20 protein-coding genes are annotated in these 16,807 nt (G+C 66.3%); 10 read left to right on the top strand and 10 right to left on the bottom strand.

Translation table 11 applies throughout. The features are described 5' to 3' along the window. The first annotated feature begins 21 nt into the window (after positions 1–21). Genes WAO18_RS04775 through WAO18_RS04760 form a run of 4 tightly spaced genes read left to right on the top strand, consistent with a single transcriptional unit; the run spans position 22 to position 3,534 of the window. Positions 22–966 carry an NAD(P)-dependent oxidoreductase gene (locus tag WAO18_RS04775; protein ID WP_422204374.1) on the top strand — a complete coding sequence of 315 codons (945 nt, stop codon included), beginning with the start codon at positions 22–24 and terminating at the stop codon, positions 964–966. Beyond that, positions 963–1,619, top strand: a complete 657-nt coding sequence (locus WAO18_RS04770) for an L-fuculose-phosphate aldolase (protein ID WP_422204302.1) — start codon at positions 963–965, stop codon at positions 1,617–1,619. The genes WAO18_RS04775 and WAO18_RS04770 overlap by 4 nt, the downstream gene beginning before the upstream one ends. Before the next feature lie 38 nt (positions 1,620–1,657). Next, positions 1,658–2,494: an MBL fold metallo-hydrolase gene (locus tag WAO18_RS04765; protein ID WP_422204300.1), complete on the top strand. Its 837-nt coding sequence runs from the start codon at positions 1,658–1,660 to the stop codon at positions 2,492–2,494. Positions 2,495–2,496: 2 nt separating this feature from the next. Further along, on the top strand, positions 2,497–3,534 hold the full coding sequence (locus WAO18_RS04760; RefSeq protein ID WP_422204299.1) for a dihydrodipicolinate reductase: 1,038 nt from the start codon (positions 2,497–2,499) through the stop codon (positions 3,532–3,534). Between the two features lies 1 nt (position 3,535). Here the strand turns inward: WAO18_RS04760 and WAO18_RS04755 are convergent, their stop codons facing one another. After that, positions 3,536–4,384: a helix-turn-helix transcriptional regulator gene (locus WAO18_RS04755; RefSeq protein ID WP_422204297.1), complete on the bottom strand. Its 849-nt coding sequence runs from the start codon at positions 4,382–4,384 to the stop codon at positions 3,536–3,538. Between the two features lie 66 nt (positions 4,385–4,450). On the opposite strand from WAO18_RS04755, the gene WAO18_RS04750 reads away from it, so the two are divergent. Continuing rightward, positions 4,451–5,098, top strand: coding sequence for a class I SAM-dependent methyltransferase (locus tag WAO18_RS04750; RefSeq protein WP_422204295.1), 648 nt, complete (start codon positions 4,451–4,453; stop codon positions 5,096–5,098). On the opposite strand, the gene WAO18_RS04745 is transcribed toward WAO18_RS04750, so the two are convergent. Next, positions 5,095–6,309 (bottom strand): zinc-dependent alcohol dehydrogenase, encoded by a 1,215-nt coding sequence (locus tag WAO18_RS04745; protein WP_422204293.1) that lies wholly within the window; start codon positions 6,307–6,309, stop codon positions 5,095–5,097. The genes WAO18_RS04750 and WAO18_RS04745 overlap by 4 nt on opposite strands. After that, a complete protein-coding gene (locus WAO18_RS04740; RefSeq protein ID WP_422204292.1) occupies positions 6,306–7,082 on the bottom strand; it encodes an SDR family NAD(P)-dependent oxidoreductase in 777 nt (258 codons plus the stop codon). The genes WAO18_RS04745 and WAO18_RS04740 overlap by 4 nt, the downstream gene beginning before the upstream one ends. Positions 7,083–7,215: 133 nt before the next feature. On the opposite strand from WAO18_RS04740, the gene WAO18_RS04735 reads away from it, so the two are divergent. Genes WAO18_RS04735 through WAO18_RS04725 form a run of 3 tightly spaced genes read left to right on the top strand, consistent with a single transcriptional unit; the run spans position 7,216 to position 9,986 of the window. Then, positions 7,216–8,154 (top strand): class I SAM-dependent methyltransferase, encoded by a 939-nt coding sequence (locus tag WAO18_RS04735; RefSeq protein ID WP_422204290.1) that lies wholly within the window; start codon positions 7,216–7,218, stop codon positions 8,152–8,154. Positions 8,155–8,164: 10 nt separating this feature from the next. Beyond that, complete coding sequence (locus tag WAO18_RS04730; protein ID WP_422204289.1) at positions 8,165–9,064, top strand: class I SAM-dependent methyltransferase; 900 nt, start codon at positions 8,165–8,167, stop codon at positions 9,062–9,064. 7 nt (positions 9,065–9,071) lie between these two features. After that, on the top strand, positions 9,072–9,986 hold the full coding sequence (locus WAO18_RS04725) for a class I SAM-dependent methyltransferase (protein ID WP_422204288.1): 915 nt from the start codon (positions 9,072–9,074) through the stop codon (positions 9,984–9,986). Here WAO18_RS04725 and sppA read toward each other — a convergent pair. After that, complete coding sequence (gene sppA / locus WAO18_RS04720; protein WP_422204287.1) at positions 9,983–11,773, bottom strand: signal peptide peptidase SppA; 1,791 nt, start codon at positions 11,771–11,773, stop codon at positions 9,983–9,985. The two genes, WAO18_RS04725 and sppA, sit on opposite strands and share 4 nt — an antisense overlap. 51 nt (positions 11,774–11,824) lie before the next feature. Between sppA and WAO18_RS04715 the strand changes: the two genes are divergently transcribed. Then, positions 11,825–12,751: an LLM class flavin-dependent oxidoreductase gene (locus WAO18_RS04715; protein ID WP_422204286.1), complete on the top strand. Its 927-nt coding sequence runs from the start codon at positions 11,825–11,827 to the stop codon at positions 12,749–12,751. Between the two features lie 89 nt (positions 12,752–12,840). Then, a complete protein-coding gene (locus WAO18_RS04710) occupies positions 12,841–14,073 on the top strand; it encodes a serine hydrolase domain-containing protein (protein ID WP_422204284.1) in 1,233 nt (410 codons plus the stop codon). Positions 14,074–14,079: 6 nt separating this feature from the next. Here WAO18_RS04710 and rplO read toward each other — a convergent pair whose 3' ends face one another. From rplO to rpsH, 6 genes are all read right to left on the bottom strand, one after another. After that, complete coding sequence (rplO, locus tag WAO18_RS04705) at positions 14,080–14,520, bottom strand: 50S ribosomal protein L15 (RefSeq protein ID WP_422204282.1); 441 nt, start codon at positions 14,518–14,520, stop codon at positions 14,080–14,082. Continuing rightward, positions 14,517–14,750 carry a 50S ribosomal protein L30 gene (gene rpmD / locus WAO18_RS04700; RefSeq protein ID WP_422204280.1) on the bottom strand — a complete coding sequence of 78 codons (234 nt, stop codon included), beginning with the start codon at positions 14,748–14,750 and terminating at the stop codon, positions 14,517–14,519. The genes rplO and rpmD overlap by 4 nt, the downstream gene beginning before the upstream one ends. Before the next feature lie 2 nt (positions 14,751–14,752). Continuing rightward, positions 14,753–15,454, bottom strand: a complete 702-nt coding sequence (gene rpsE / locus WAO18_RS04695; RefSeq protein ID WP_422204279.1) for a 30S ribosomal protein S5 — start codon at positions 15,452–15,454, stop codon at positions 14,753–14,755. Positions 15,455–15,485: 31 nt separating this feature from the next. Then, positions 15,486–15,890 carry a 50S ribosomal protein L18 gene (gene rplR / locus WAO18_RS04690; protein ID WP_422204278.1) on the bottom strand — a complete coding sequence of 135 codons (405 nt, stop codon included), beginning with the start codon at positions 15,888–15,890 and terminating at the stop codon, positions 15,486–15,488. A gap of 2 nt (positions 15,891–15,892) precedes the next feature. After that, positions 15,893–16,432 (bottom strand): 50S ribosomal protein L6, encoded by a 540-nt coding sequence (gene rplF / locus WAO18_RS04685; protein WP_422204277.1) that lies wholly within the window; start codon positions 16,430–16,432, stop codon positions 15,893–15,895. Between the two features lie 12 nt (positions 16,433–16,444). Beyond that, a partial coding sequence (gene rpsH, locus WAO18_RS04680; protein WP_422204276.1) for a 30S ribosomal protein S8 occupies positions 16,445–16,807 on the bottom strand: 363 nt, incomplete at its 5' end.

The following is a 16,807-nucleotide window of genomic DNA, read 5'->3' as shown; positions in this document are numbered from 1 at the left end:
CGTGCTCTAGTGACGGCCCCGATGCGTGGCGAAGGATTCGAAAAGCTGCGGCAGTTGGTCGATGTCGTCTACGACCCGTGGATCGACCAGACTCCGCTGCGCATCTACTCCGGCGAGCAGCTGGCCGAACGCATCTCTGCCGAGGCCGCCGATGTCGTTGTGGTGGAGAGTGATTCGGTCACCGGCCCGGTTCTCGACTTGGGACTGCGCGCCATCGCATCCACCCGCGGAGACCCCAACAACGTCGACGTCGCAGGTGCCACCGCAGCCGGTATCCCGGTGCTGAATACGCCGGGGCGCAACGCAGACGCGGTCGCCGAGATGACGCTGGCCCTGCTCTTCGCCGCCACCCGTCAGGTGCTGGGCGCCGACGCGGACGTGCGGGCCGGAGAGGTGTTTCGCGACGGCACCATTCCGTATCAACGCTTCCGCGCCTGGGAGGTGGCCGGCCGGACCGCCGGCCTGATCGGTCTGGGCGCCGTCGGTCAGGCGACGAAGTGGCGGATGGCCGGGCTGGGCATGAAGGTGATCGCCTACGACCCGTTCAACGACGAGGCGGAGCACAGCCTGGACGAGCTACTGGCCGAGGCCGACATCGTCTCGCTGCACGCGCCGGTGACCGCCGACACCACCGGGCTGATCGGCGCCGAACAGTTCGCGGCCATGCGCGACGGCGTCGTCTTCCTCAACAGCGCCCGGGCTCAGTTGCACGACACCGACGCGCTGGTCGATGCGCTGCGCAGCGGAAAGGTGGCCGCCGCGGGACTGGACCACTTCGTCGGAGAATGGCTGCCCACCGACCACCCCCTGGTCGCGATGCCCAATGTGGTGCTCACGCCGCACATCGGCGGGGCAACATGGAACACTGAGGCGCGCCAGGCTCAGATGGTTGCCGACGACCTCGAAGCGCTGCTGTCCGGCAGAACGCCGGCCCATATCGTCAACCCGGAGGTGCTGACCTCATGAGATTCGTCGAGGACACCGAAGCCGCGGTGCTGGCGGCTGCCAAGGACATGCTGCGCCGCGGGCTGGTCGAGGGCACCGCGGGCAACATCTCGGCCCGCCGGCAAGATGGCAACCTGGTCATCACACCCTCGTCGGTGGACTACGCCGACATGACGCTCGAGGATCTGGTGGTGGTCGACCCAAACGGCGCTGTGCAGCAGGCCGGCGACGGCCGGCATCCGTCGTCGGAGATGCAGCTGCACCTGGCCTGCTACCAGGCGTTCGACGACATCGGCAGCGTCATCCACAGCCATCCGGTGTGGGCGACCATGTTCGCGATCGCTCATCAGCCGATTCCGGCCTGCGTCGACGAGTTCGCCGTCTACTGCGGCGGGGACATCCGGTGCGCCGACTACGCCGCGTCCGGCACGCCCGACGTGGGGGCCAACGCGGTCAAGGCACTCGAGGGCCGTGGCGCCGCGCTGATCGCCAACCATGGCCTGGTGGCCGTCGGGCCGCGTCCCGACAAGGTCATGCACATCACGGCCCTTGTTGAACGGACCGCCCAAATTGTTTGGGGGGCACGGGCTCTCGGCGGTCCAGTCCCGATCCCCGACGACGTGAATCGCAACTTCGCCGGAGTCTACGGTTATCTGCGGGCTAACCCGATGTAGTCAGTCGGTGCAGCTCCATGTGCAAAGGAGAAGACACGATGACGGTCTTGGAGCTAACCAGCAGTGGGACAGCAGAATTCGATGAAGGCGATGTCTACTTCATCGGCAACGCGACCACGCTGATCCGTTTTGGCGGCATGACGATCCTGACCGATCCCGCCTTCCTGCACAAAGGTGAACACGTCTATCTGGGCCATGGCATATGGGCCCGGCGCGAAGTCGAGCCGGCCTGTCAGATCGCCGACCTGCCCTCGATAGATCTGATCGTCTTGTCGCACTACCACGGCGATCACTTCGATGACGTCGCCGCGCAGGAGCTCGACAAGAACCTGCCCATCGTCTCGACGGCAGACGCGGTGGACAAGCTCAGTGCTCTCGGCTTCACGCACGGCTGTCCCCTCGATACCTGGGAATCGCTGCAGGTGCACAAAGGCGAAGCGACGCTGACGATCACCGCGATGCCGGCCAAACACGCCACCGAAGAAGCCGTCAACGAGCTGCTGATGCCCGTCAATGGGCACCTGCTCGACTTCAGTCGCAACGGCGATCAGCTCTACCGGCTCTACATCACCGGGGACACGATGCTCGTCGATAGCCTCGAAGACATTCCGCGGCGCTACCCCGACATCGACTTGGGTCTGATTCACACCGGCGGAACGACGTTCCTTGTCACCGTTGTCACGATGACGGGCGAACAAGGCGTCAGGGCGGTCGAGATCACCAAACCTCACACCGCCATCCCGATCCACTACAACGACTTCTCGGTATTCCTGTCGGGGCTCGACGACTTCAAGAAGGCCGCCCAGACGTCTTCCGCAAGTACAAAGTTCGTCTACCTCGCGCACGGCGAGACCTACACGTTCCAGCCACGGTAATCATGGCGCGATATGAGGTAGTCCAGTGGTCAACCGGCAATATCGGCAAGCGTGCGCTCGGCATACTGCTTGACCGCGACGACCTGGACGTAGTGGGCGTCCACGCATTCGGTTCGGACAAGGTCGGGTGCGACGCCGGTGCGCTGGCCGACCGACCCCCGGTTGGCGTTGCAGCAACCGCCGATACCGATGCGCTGCTCGACCTTCGACCGGATTGCGTGAACTACATGCCCCGCGTCATCGACTACGACCTGGTGACCAGGATGCTGCGCGCCGGCATCAACGTCGTCACCACGGGAGACTTCCTGACCGGTACGCATCACCCTGTCGAACTCCCGGCGCTCGAGGAGGCGGCGCGAGCGGGACGCGCGACCTTCCTGGGTACCGGATTCGAGCCGGGCTTCATCAACGTCGTCGCCGGCTTTCTCACCGGCGCGTGCCCTCGGGTGCACAGCATCAAGCTCGTCGAAACGTTGGACTGCACCACCTATCCCGTTCAGGACGTGTGGAAGGTGCTCGGATTCGGCAAGCCGCCCCGAGAGCCGGTTACCCAGATCGATCCGGACACACAACGTTTCGGCCTCGGCTACTTCGAGACGCTGGACATGATCGCCACCATGCTGGGTACCGATCTCGATTCCAAGGAAGCATTCATCGAGCCCGCGGTGCTGACCCGGGACCTCAACCTGGGCTGGGTGGACTATGCCGCCGGCACCGCCGGGGGCCAGCGCCGCACCTATCGGGGTTATCGGGGCGGCCGCCCGGTGATCGAGCTGGCCATCTGCTGGACCATGAGCGACGACGCGCTCGACCCGCAATGGGCCGACCCCAAGGGTTTCAGCGTGGTGATCGAGGGCGAACCACGCGTCGACGCGACGATCAAGTTCGGCGAACCCGGACAGGATGTGATGACCGTGTTGATGGACAGCACCGCCGTTGCCGCGGTCAACGCCATCCCGTTCGTCTGTGCCGCGCAGCCGGGCGTCATCACCCCAATCGACCTACCCATCACCGGATCCCACGGCGCCCTGACGGTCTGAGCTACCGACCCGGTCGACCGCGCCACTGGCGGGGCGAGATGCCGTGTGTCCGGGTGAACAGCCGGCTGAAATAGCCGGGGTCGAAAACCCCGACCCGCCTGGCGATCTCGGCGACCGGAAGATCGGTCTCCGCCAGCACGGTGCGCGCTTCGGCCATTCGGCGTTCGATGATCCACTCCTGCACGGTGCGCCCGGTGCGGCGACGCACGACGGTGGTGAGATATCCCGGCGTCATGCCGAGTTCGCGCGCCACGTCGCGCAGCGACAACGGCTCAGCGTGCCGCCGGTCGATCACCGCGAATACGCCGGCCAGCAGCGGCTCACCGCTGCGCCGCAGATCGTCGGCGACGTCTCCGGCCATCCGAGCAAGGTCAATCAGCAGCAGCGTCAGATGCGCCAGGACCGCCTGTCGATAGCCATCCCGCCGGGCGGCGAGCTCGGTCTCCATCGAACTGATCGCGTTGTCCCACATGGTTCGCCGAGAGGCAGGAACTTCCAGCCGCAACACCCCACCGGACTGGCCATGCAGAAACGGGAAGAGCAGCGGGTGCGCGCGCCAGGCCGGCCACGGCGATCGCGCGTCCTCGCCGAGCGCGGCGGGATCGAAGAACACTGCGGCCCCGGTATCCAGGTTGACCATCTGCCGCGGGTCGAGCACCTCGCCCGCAGCGACCACGTACACCAAGCCTGCCGCGGGGACGTACCAGAGCGCCGGGAAATCGTGGATGTGACGACCCCGCTCGCCCACTTCACCGAGGTGACGGTGTACCGACACGGGCGAAGCGTCCGGATCCGTCCGATACTGGTAGATGGGCACGCCGTCCCGGTAGCTAACCACCCGAGTAGCCAAAGATAATCCTACTTTCAACAACGATCAACCAATTATCCTGCAGTAGCCCGGCGCATTATCGATTCTATGCTCAAACATCATCCACATGACTATCTTCCCGCCGCGGGCCGCGACGCATTCCTGCCCGGCTACGACCTGTTGACCCGCCTGTTCGGTTTCAACCGTGTTTATCAGCAGCTGATCGCGCAGGCCGAACTCGCCGAGACCCATCGTGTTCTGGAAATCGGCTGTGGGACCGGTAATCTCACCATCCGCGCGAAGCGCACGCGGCCATCGGCGGAGCTGATCGGATCCGACCCCGACCCGCTGGCACTGCGCCGTGCACAGCGAAAGGCGCACGGAATTACCGGGATTCGCTTCGAACACGGCTACGCGCAACGGCTCCCCTATGCCGACGGCGAATTCGACCGGGTGCTGTCGTCGATGATGCTGCATCACCTGGACGCCGATGCGAAAACGGCGGCGGCAGCAGAGGTCTTCCGAGTGCTGCGCCCGGGCGGCAGACTGCACCTGGTCGATATGGGCGGAGACATGACCGCCCACGACGGTCTCGCCGCCCGACTCGTCAGGCACAGCCAATACGCAGCCGGCAATCTCGGCGACGCGATTCCTCGACTGCTACGTGCCGCGGGGTTCGACTGCGCCGAGGTCACCACGCAGCGACACCGCTTCGTCGGACGACTGACCTACTATCGCGCCACCCGTCCGGTTTAGCGCTGGTCGAAGGCCACCTTGACGGCACGGCTGTCGCCCTGGTTCGCGATGGCCAGAAACGCATCGCGCCACTGGTCGAGCCGGAACGTGTGAGTCAGCATGGGCCGCAGATCAATTCGGTCGTCGGCAACCAGGTCGAGGTAATGGGCTATCGCATGCTTGCGCTGCCCGTCGACCTCCTCGACGCCGAACGCGTTGCTGCCGACCCAGTTGATCTCCTTGAAGTACAACGGACTCCACTCCCACCGGCCGGGTGCGTGCACACCGGCCTTCACCAGCGTGCCCCGCGCCGCCAGAACCCGGACGCCGACCTCGAACGTCTCCGGCTTTCCCACGGTGTCGTAGACGACGTCGACAGCTCCCGGGTACGCCATTGGCAGCCCTTGCAGCGGTTGCCACAGCCGCCCGCCACCCCAGGCGACCAACTCTTCGATGAGTGCCAACCGGGGCTCGTGCGCCAGCACGATCGAGGCGCCGAATCGGCGTGCCAGCTCAGCCTGGGCTTCAAACCGGGCCACTACCGCGACGGCCACGTCCGGGTAGAGCGCCCGCAGGATCGCCAACGCGCACAACCCCAATGAGCCGGCGCCGTAGACCACGACCCGGCTCGAGCGCGGCGGCGGATGGCGGGTGATGGCGTGTAGCGACACCGAAAACGGGTCGGCGAACACCGCCAACTCATCCGGCACCGCATCGGGCACCGGGAACAACATCGAGTCGTGAGCCGGCATCAACTCGGCGTAGCCACCGGTCACGTCGGCCGAAACACCGGTGTGGATCCCCGGTTTGATGTCGCCGTCGCAGAAGCTCCAGCACAGGCTGTAGTCCCCGCCTTGGCAGGCCGGGCAGGGCGGGTCGACGCCCCGGGGCCCGCAGGACAGCCACGGGTTGAGCACCACCCGCTGGCCCACCTCCAGACCGCGGGCCTTCGGCCCCAACTGCACCACGTCGGCCACCACCTCATGACCCATGACTTGAGGAAACGAGCAGAAGGCCGACATCGCGTTGTCGGCGTCGCCCTCGCCGAAGTCCAGCAGTATCTGCTTGGAGTCCGACCCGCAGATACCCGTCAGCCGCGGCCGGGTGATAACCCAATCCTCGTGCAGCAGCAGCGGATCGGGAACATGGCGCAACGCAACCGGGCTGTGGGTCAGCGCGTCGTCGGGTCCATCCGACGGCTCGGGATGCACGCCGAATACCAGCGCCTTCATCGCGGCGCCATGGTGGCCGCGCCGGCGATGTAGGCGTCGATGTCGGCGTTCTTGGCGTCGACGACCGCTTTCATGTCCGGCAGATAATGCTCGAAACGATCGCTGCCCATTGCCGCGATGATCCCGTCGGCCACCTCTTCGGCCGCCACCTTGGGTCCCTGGTACAGCGGTTCCTCGCTGTCAGGCTGATCCCAGATCTCGGTGTCGACGGGTCCCGGCTCGATCAGCTTGACGGATACACCGGTGTCGTGCAGGTCGACGGCCATCGACTCGCTCCACCCGCACAAGGCGAATTTGCTTGCACAGTAGGCTGTCTCGTGGATGATGCCCAGCCGGCCACCGACACTGGACACGTTGACGATCAGACCGCGCTGTCGCCGGAGCATCTGCGGCAGAATCGCCAGCGTCAGCCGCATCGCAGCGAAGAAGTTGACGCGCATGACGACCTCGACATCGGCCGGATCCAGCGCATCGACCACCCGGCGCTTCGGCATCGCGGCGTTGTTGACCAGAACATCGATGCCGCCGAAGTCATCCCAGACGCACGATCCGAGCCGGTCGACCGAGGCGACGTCGCCCAGGTCGATCACCCACATCGCCGATTCCGGCGAAGTCCGGCGGCAATCGGCCAGCACGTCCGCAAGACGCTCCGACCGGCGGGCGACTAGCCCCACCACCGCGCCATGGCCGGCCAGTCGCCGGGCCAGCGCGGCGCCGATACCCGACGACGCACCGGTGATCAGCACCCGCTTCCCCGCAGCGTCGAACACCATGGCCAAAGCGTTGCGCGAATAGCCCCGCGCGACTCGGGTTTCGGCAATATGCCTGCATAAACGGCCATTCGGCGGCATGGTACGCTCGTTATATTGGCTAAGTAATAACTCGGTTTCATGCAGAGGGGTATCGATGGCACGCACCGACGACGACACCTGGGACCTCGCATCGAGCGTCGGCGCAACCGCCACAATGGTCGCCGCGGCCCGCGCCATGGCAAGCAAGGCCGATCGGCCACTGATCAACGACCCGTTCGCCGAGCCGCTGGTTCGGGCGGTGGGTTTGGACCTCTTCACCCGACTGGCCACCGGCGAACTGGACCCCGCCGATCTCGAGGACGACAGCGACGGCGCTCCGGCGGGCGTGCAACGGATGACCGACAACATGGCCGTCCGGACCAAATTCTTCGACGAGTTCTTTCTCGATGCCACGAACGCGGGTGTTCGGCAGGCGGTGATCCTGGCGTCGGGGCTGGACGCCCGCGCGTACCGGCTGCCCTGGCCCGACGGCACCACGGTGTACGAGATCGACCAGCAGCAGGTCATCGAATTCAAGTCGCGCACGCTGGCCGAGCTGGGTGCCCAGCCCACCGCGTTGCGGCGTGCGGTCGCGGTGGATCTGCGCGACGACTGGCCGGCGGCACTGCAGGCAGCAGGTTTCGACCCCGAACAGCCCAGCGCATGGAGCGCCGAGGGCTTACTGGGCTACCTACCGCCCGATGCGCAGGATCGCTTGCTGGACACCATCACTGTGCTCAGCGCGCCGGGCAGCCGGATCGCGACCGAGAGCGGGCCTACCCGCGAGCCCGGCCACGAGGAGCGAATCAAAGACCGCATGCGAACCGTGTCGCAGCGCTGGCGTAAGCACGGGCTCGATCTCGACATGACCGAGCTGGTGTACTTCGGCGACCGCAACGAAGCCGCGGTCTACCTGTCCGATCACGGGTGGCAGATGGGCGGTAACACGATCCGAGAGTTGTTCGCGGCCAACGGTCTTCCGCCGATCGTCGAGAACGACCTGCCATTCGCCGACCGTCTGTATGTCAGCGGCACGCTGACCGACAAGAAATAGGAGCCAATCTATGCCCCGTACCCACGACGACAGCTGGGATCTGGCCTTCAGTGTGGGCGCGACCGCCACCATGGTGGCGACCACGCGCGCGATAGCGTCGCGAGGACCCGAACCCCTGCTCGACGACCCGTTCGCCGAGCCACTCGTGCGCGCGGTCGGTCTTGCGCCATTCGTTCGCATCCTGGACGGGGACATCAGCCTCGAGGACGACCCGCTGCTGAATCGCAAGACACGGACTGAACAAATGGCCGTGCGGACACGGTTTTTCGACGACTTCTTCACCGGCGCCGCCACCGCAGGCGTCCGCCAGGCAGTGATCCTGGCGTCAGGCCTGGACACCCGCTCCTACCGACTGCCATGGGGCGACGGCGTAGTTGTCTACGAGATCGACCAGCCCCAGGTGATCGAATTCAAGACCCGCACACTGGCCGACCTTGGCGCCTCGCCGACGGTGGATCTGCGCACCGTCGCCATCGACCTGCGCGACGACTGGCCGAGCGCGTTGCGCGCCAAGGGTTTCGATGCCAACCAACCAACCGCGTGGAGTGCCGAAGGATTGCTGCCCTACCTGCCGGCCGAGGCCCAGGACCGGCTGTTCGACAACATCACCGCGCTCAGCGCACCGGGCAGCCGGCTCGCCACCGAGCACGTCCCCGATCCGAACGCCTTCACCGACGAACGCCTGCAACAGATCAGCGAGCGGTGGCGCAGCTTCGGTTTCGACCTCAACGCAGCCGACCTTTTCTATGTCGGAGAACGCAGCGTCGTGGTCGACTACCTGACCGAGCACGGCTGGCAGGTTGAGGCACATCCTGCACCGGAACTATTCGCACACAATGGCTTTCAGTTCCCCGAGGCCGAGCTGTCGCTCTTCGGGGAAATGAGCTACGTCAACGCGACGCTGAAATAGGGCAGGCATGGCACGCACCGATGACGACAGCTGGGATCTGGCCTCCAGTGTGGGCGCCACCGCGACCATGGTCGCAGCAGGCCGCGCGATGGCGACCAAGGGTCCCCGCGGCCTGATCAACGACCCGTTCGCCGACCCACTGGTCCGCGCCGTCGGGCTGGATTTCTTCGTGAAGATGATGGACGGCGAGCTCGACTTCTCGTTGCTCCCGAACTCCTCGCCGGACCGGACACAGGCAATCGTCGATGGGATGGGCATTCGCACCAAGTACTTTGACGAGTATCTGCTCGCGGCAGTGCAGGCCGGCGTGCGGCAAGTGGTGATCCTGGCGTCGGGCCTGGACTCCCGCGCCTACCGGCTGCCCTGGCCTGACGGCACTACGGTGTACGAGATCGATCAGCCTCAGGTAATCGAGTTCAAAACGCGCACATTGGCTGATCTCGGCGCCGAGCCGACCGCGAACAGACGCACCGTGCCGATCGACTTGCGTGCCGACTGGCCGGCCGCGTTGCGAGCCGCCGGCCTGGACACCGGCACACCGACAGCCTGGTTGGCCGAGGGCCTGCTGATCTATCTGCCGTCCGAAGCCCAGGATCGGTTGTTCGACAACATCACCGCGCTCAGCGTCCCGGGCAGCGCGATCGCCACCGAATACGTGCCCGGCTTGAAGGACATCGACTTCGAACGGGTTCGCGAGCAGTCCGCCCAGCGTCGCGAGCACGGTCTCGACATCGATATGCCGTCGCTGGTGTACGCCGGCGACCGCAGCCACGTGATCGATTACCTGCGCGGCAAAGGCTGGAACGTTGCCGGTACCGCGCGGGCGGACCTGTTCGTCAGCAACGGGCTCAAGATCCCGGCTCCCGACAACGACGATCCGCTGGGTGAGATCATCTACGTCAGCGGGCCGCTCGGAAGCTAGAAGCGCGACTCCCCCAGCCAGAGCACGCTGGCACCGGACAGTGACCGCTCCGCCTGTTCGATGATCCCGAGCACCGACTGAGTGATCAACGCGCCCAACGCATCCGGCAACGATGCCGCCGCGGGCTGCGAGGACGGCCGTGGCCGCAAAAACTCCCACACCGACGAGCCGGGATAGCCGACCAGGCGCACCTTGGCGTCTTCGTCCAGGCCGGCCAGCACCTTGGCCCGGCGCACCGCGGCTCGCAGGCCGCCGAGTTCGTCGACCAGGCCATGATTGAGAGCGTCCGCGCCAGTCCAGACCCGTCCCCGGGCCACTGTCTCGACGGCTTCGACGCTCAGGTGGCGACCGTGGGCGACCCGCTGCACGAAATCGGTGTAGAACAGGTCTGCCTCGGCTTCGACCTGGGCATGCTGATCGGGCGTGAACGGTGCGTTGACCGACCAGGCGTCGGCATTGGCGTTGGTGCGCACCGCATCTGACCCGACGCCCAGTCGTTCTTTGAGGTCGCGGGCGACCAGCTTGCCCGTCACCACACCGATCGAGCCGGTGATCGTGCCCGGGTTGGCCACGATCGCGTCGGCGCCCATCGAGACGTAGTAACCACCGGAGGCCGCGACCGCGCCCATCGACGCCACTACCGGCTTGCCGCGCTCGCGGGCCTTCTTGACCTCCCGCCAGATGGTTTCCGACGCGGTGACCGAGCCGCCCGGCGAGTCGACCCGCAGCACGATGGCTGATATCGAATCATCATGTGCCGCTTCGCGTAAGGCCGCCGCGATGGTGTCGCCGCCGGCGTTCGAAGAGCCGAACGGCAACCGCGAACCACCGCGGCCGCTGACGATCGGGCCGGCAACGGTGACGACCGCGATCGTCGACTTGGGCCCACGCCCCGGCATCGAAGGACGGGGCGGCCCGCCCGGGCCGGTCGCCCGGGCATAGCGGCTCAGATACAGCCGCGGCGGACCGTCGTCACCATCGGCATCGCCGGAATCCGGTGAAATATCGCCAGCGCCAACCAGTTCCGCGATACGCGCATACGCCTCGTCGCGGAAGCCGACGCGGTCGATCAGCCCCGAGTTCACCGCGATGTCACGCAGTAGCGGCGCCTGATCGGCCAACCCGTCGAGGGTGTCCGTGCCGATGTTGCGTGAGTCCGCGATCGCCTGCCACACCTGAGCGCGCAAGCTCTCCAGCAACCGGGTGTCAGCTTCACGATGCGCTTCGGTGTAGCGGTCCTGCGTGAAAAGGTTTGCCGCCGACTTGTATTCGCCACGCGCCACGAACTGCGCTTCGATTCCGGCCTTGTCCAGTGCATCTCGCAGGAACAGGGCATTGGTGGCGAAGCCGATCAGCCCGACGGTGCCCGACGGCTGCATCCACACCTCGCCGAACGCCGAGGCCAAGTAGTAAGACAACGTCCCGGGATACGTCTCGGCCCAGGCCAGCGTCGGCTTCACCGCGGTGAAGGCGGCGACGGCTTCGCGTAACTCCTGGACCGGTCCGGCCGCAGCTGCGGGCAGCTGGACACGGGCGATCAAGCCGGCCACCCGGGGATCGTTTGCCGCCCGGTGCAGCGCGGATACGGCTTCGCGGAGCACCAGGGGCCGGCCGCCGCCGGTGATAATCGCCAGCGGGTCCAGCCCGCTGGCTTCCGGCGGCGCGACCCGAAGGTCGAGTTCGAGCACACAGCCGTTGGGAACACCGTGGTGGCGGGCGGTGTCCACCCGGCGGGCAAAGGCACGCACGTCGTCGATACCCGGCGGGTCGGGCAGGAAAGCAAACATGCGCCAAGCCTACCGACGAGCGCGCCGCCGCCGGGACCGTAGGTTGGTGGTGTGCGATTCTCCATCTCAATCCACCAGTTCGATGAGACCGGGTTCGACGCCGACGGGCTGCGCGACTTCCTGAAACGGGCCGAGGAACTCGGCTTCGAAGGCGGCTGGGTGCTCGAGCAGATCATCGGCGAGGCCCCGCTACTGGCTCCGTTGGAGTTGCTGGCCTGGGCTGCGGCCGGTACCGAACGGCTGCGGCTGGGCGTGGCCGTGCTCGTCTCGTCGTTGCACGATCCTCTGCAGCTGGCCTCGTCGATCACCGCGGTCGACCGGCTCAGCCACGGCCGGCTGGATGTCGGCGTGGCACCCGGCGGCGGGCGCCGCAGGTTCGCCGCCTTCGGGGTGGACGACGCCACCTTCATCAGCAGCTTCACCGAGGGCCTGCAGCTGATGAAGGCGGCCTGGTCCGACGAGCCTCGGGTGACCTTCGACGGCCGGTTCCGTCAGGTCGACGATCTGCCGATCCAGCCCAAACCGGTACAACGACCGCATCCGCCGATCTGGTTCGGCGGTCAGGCACCCAAGGCGCTGGCCCGCGCGGTGCGACACGGCGATGCGTTCCTCGGCGCCGGGTCGTCGACCACCGCGAAGTTCGCCGAGGCGGTACCGATCGTGCGCCGCGAAATCGTCGAGCAAGACAAGGATCCCGCGACGTTCACGATCGGCAAGCGGGTCTACCTGATAGTCGACGACGACCCGGCCAAAGCTCGCGAACGCGTGCTCGCCGGGCTGCACCGGATCTACGGCGGGATGCCCGGCATCGACGACGTGCCGGTGTCCGGCACGGTCGACGACGTTGCCGCCGGCCTACGCGAAGTCATCGAGGCGGGCGCCGAAACGATCCTGCTGAACCCGGTCGGCCGCGATGTCGCCGAGGACCGCGAGCAGATGGAACGGCTGGCCGCAGAGGTGATTCCGCAGCTGCGTTGAGTGTCGCGCCAGCCACCGCGATTCCTCACGCACGATCGAGTTCGACCAAGACGCCGATTCTGAAGGGTCGGTCGCGATATAACGACACGATGGTTCTCAAAGTCAGGGTGTCGCCGGATCTGATCGGCGGAGAAGTCGACGAGGGTTACGGCAAGGTCGCCGACGCATTTCGTGCCAACTTCACGTCCGGTCACGAGGTCGGCGCCGCGGTCGCGGTCTACCGCGACGGCGTCAAGGTGGTCGACCTGTGGGGCGGCTACCGCAACGGCCTCACCAAAGAACCGTGGCAGCGCGACACCATGGTCAACATGTTCTCGACGACCAAAGGCGTTGCCGGCCTTGCCGTTGCGGTAGCGGTGTCGCGCGGATTGTTCGGCTACGACGACAAAGTCGTCGACCACTGGCCGGAGTTCGCACAGGCAGGCAAGGCCGATGTGACGGTCCGGCAACTGCTCGGCCACCAAGCCGGATTGTGTGTACTGAAACCAGTGCCGACCGTGCGCGATGTCGCCGACCCAGCGCGGCTCTCGGCAATCCTGGCGGCGCAGAAGCCGGTGTGGCCCCCGGGCACCCGGCATGGATACCACGCAATCACGCTGGGCTGGTACGAATCCGAGCTGATCCGTCGCACCGACCCGGCCGGCCGTACACTCGGCCGCTTCTTCGCCGATGAAGTCGCCGGCCCGCTCGGGCTGGACCTACATATCGGGCTCCCGGATTCAGTGAGCCGCGACCGGGTGGCATACGTGCACAACTTCTCGCGCCCGGAATCCTTACTGCACCTCAACGTGATGCCGGCGGCACTGCTGGCAGCGTCATTCAACCCGGCCGGACTGCTCGCCCGTGCCGGCTGCCTTCCGCGCGACGTCGTGCCGTGGAACGGCGACTACAACCGCGAAGACGTTCGCGCCATTGAGATTCCGTCGGCCAACGGAATCGGGACTGCTCGCGCCGTGGCCCAGCTCTACGGTGCCGCTGCGGCCCGGGAAGCTGCCCTGGGCCTCACCCAGCCCGTGCTGGAAGAACTCGAGGCGATGCCGACCCCGCCAAGCCGCGGGCCACGGGACAAAGTACTGCGCGTCGACACCGTGTTTTCGTTAGGGATGTCAAAACCGATGCCGTCGGCCGAGTTCGGGTCGTCCGACAAGGCCTTCGGCACACCGGGTTTCGGTGGATCGTTTGGTTTCGCCGACCCCGACACCGGGGTCGGCTTCGGCTATGTGATGAACCGGCTGGGCTTTCACCTTTACAGCGACCCGCGCGAATTGGCGCTGCGTCAAGCCTTGTTCCGCGACGTGCTGGGCGCACGACCGCAGAAGTAGCAAGCCCTAGAGCTCGGTCGCCGAGCCGCCCGCCGCGGTGATCTTGTCGCGCGCGCTGCCGCTGAACTTGTGAGCGGTGACGTCGACCTTGACCGCCAGCTTGCCGTCGCCGAGAACCTTGACGAGCGTGTTCTTGCGAACCGCGCCCTTGGCCACCAGCTCGTCCACCCCGATCGAACCGCCCTTCGGGAACAGCCGATTGAGGTCGCCGACGTTGACGACCTCGTATTCGGTGCGGAACCGGTTGCGGAAACCCTTCAGCTTGGGCAGCCGCATGTGAATCGGCATCTGCCCACCCTCGAAGGTGGCCGGCACGTTCTTACGGGCCTTGGTGCCCTTCGTGCCACGGCCGGCGGTCTTACCCTTGGAGCCTTCACCGCGACCGACGCGGGTGCGCTTGGTTTTCGAACCCGGCGCGGGACGCAGGTCGTGCAGTTTGATCGTCATTTCTTGCTACCTCCCCCGGACGCGGCCGCAGCCGGCTCGACCTCGACGAGGTGGCGGACGGTCGCGATCAGGCCGCGGGTCTGCGGGTTGTCGTCGCGGATCACCGACTGGCGAATCCGTCGAAGCCCAAGTGTGCGAAGGCTTTCCTGCTGCCTCCAGCGGGTGCCGATCGTGCTGCGCACCTGGGTGATCTTCAGCTGAGTCGATTCTGTTGCTTTTCCTGCGGCCATGGTTATGCCGTTCCTTCACGAGCGGTGTTGGCACTGGCGGCCAGCGCCTCACCTTCGCGGCGGGCGCGCAGCATGCCGGCCGGAGCGACATCCTCGAGCGGCAGGCCGCGTCGTGCGGCCACCTCTTCGGGCCGCTGCAGCAGCTTGAGCGCGGCGACCGTTGCGTGCACGACGTTGATCGCGTTGTCACTGCCCAGCGATTTGGACAGGATGTCGCGCACGCCGGCACATTCGAGCACCGCACGAACCGCACCACCGGCGATCACACCGGTACCGGGGCTGGCCGGACGCAGCAGCACAACGCCTGCGGCGGCTTCACCCTGCACCGGGTGGACGATGGTCCCACCGATCATCGGAACGCGGAAGAAACCCTTACGAGCTTCCTCGACGCCCTTGGCGATCGCAGCCGGAACTTCCTTGGCTTTGCCGTAGCCGACGCCGACCATCCCGTTGCCGTCGCCGACGATGACCAGCGCGGTGAAGCTGAATCGCCGACCACCCTTGACCACCTTGGAAACTCGGTTGATCGTGACAACCCGCTCGAGATAGTTGCTCTTGTCCCCGTCGCGGTCGCGACCGCCACGGCCACCGCCATCGCGGCGGCCCCGGTTGTCGCCGCGCGAGTCCCGGCCATCAGACCGAGAGTCACGACCTTCCGCGGGACCGGATGTCTGGCCGGCCGTTCCGGCCGGTTGCTCCGCCATTATGCGGTCCTTCCAAAGTTGTTGCTTGCCATCAGAATTTCAACCCACCTTCACGGGCAGCGTCGGCCAGTGCCGCGATCCGCCCGCCGTAGGTGTAGCCGCCACGGTCGAACACCACCGCGTCGACGCCGGCGGCCTTGGCCCGCTCCGCGATCAACTGGCCGACCCGCACGCTGTGGGCCTTCTTGTCACCGTCCACGCCGCGCACATCCGCCTCGATCGACGAGGCGGCGGCCACGGTCGTGCCGGTCAGGTCGTCCACCAACTGCACGTGGATGTGCCGCGACGAGCGGTGCACCACCAGGCGCGGACGCTCCGCGGTGCCGGAGATCTTCTTACGCAGCCGCGCGTGACGTCGCAGCCGCTGCCTCCGCCGAATGGCGGACACGCTCTGCCCGGGCGACTTCTGCGCGGTACCAGCTTGTGATTGCGCCATGACTACTTACCTGTCTTTCCGACCTTGCGGCGGATCTGCTCGCCTTCGTAGCGGATGCCCTTGCCCTTGTAAGGGTCGCTCTTACGCAGACGGCGGATGTTGGCCGCGATCTGGCCGACCTTTTGCTTGTCGATACCCGTGATCGAGAACTTGGTGGGCGTCTCGACCGCGAAGGTGACGCCGTCGGGCGCCGTGATCAGCACCGGGTGGCTGTAGCCCAGGGCGAACTCGAGGTTGCTGCCCTTGGCCACCACGCGGTAGCCGACACCGAAGATCTCCATCTTGATCGTGTAGCCCTGCGTCACCCCGGTCACCAGGTTGGACACCAGGGTCCGCGACAGCCCGTGCAGCGAACGATTGTGCCGCTCGTCGTCGGGACGGGTGACCACGATGGCGCCATCCTCGTTGCGCGCCACGGCAATCGGCTCGGCGACCCTCAGATCCAAGGCGCCCTTTGGCCCCTTGACCGAGACCTGCTGGCCATCGATCGAAACCTCGACCCCGGACGGAACCGGGATCGGCTGCTTACCAATACGTGACATGTCAGTTCCCCCTCACCACACGTACGCGAGGACTTCGCCGCCCACGCCCTGTCTGGCTGCCTGACGGTCGGTGAGCAGGCCCGAGGAGGTCGAGATGATCGCCACGCCAAGGCCGCCGAGCACTCGCGGCAGGCCGGTGGACTTGGCGTACACCCGCAACCCCGGCTTGGAAACCCGGCGCAGGCCGGCGATGCTGCGTTCCCGGCTCGGCCCGTACTTGAGCTGAACGGTCAGTGCCTTGCCGACGCGCGCATCTTCGGTGTGATAGTCGGTGATGTAACCCTCCCGCTTGAGGATCTCGGCGATGTTGGCCTTGATCTTCGAATGCGGCAGCGTCACCTCATCGTGGTACGCCGAATTGGCGTTGCGCAGACG

The sequence above is a fragment of the Mycobacterium sp. genome (genome assembly GCF_049278535.1).
GTDB lineage: Bacteria > Actinomycetota > Actinomycetes > Mycobacteriales > Mycobacteriaceae > Mycobacterium.
Note: the sequence above shows the minus strand (reverse complement) of the source record. Positions and strands in the feature narration are given on the sequence as shown.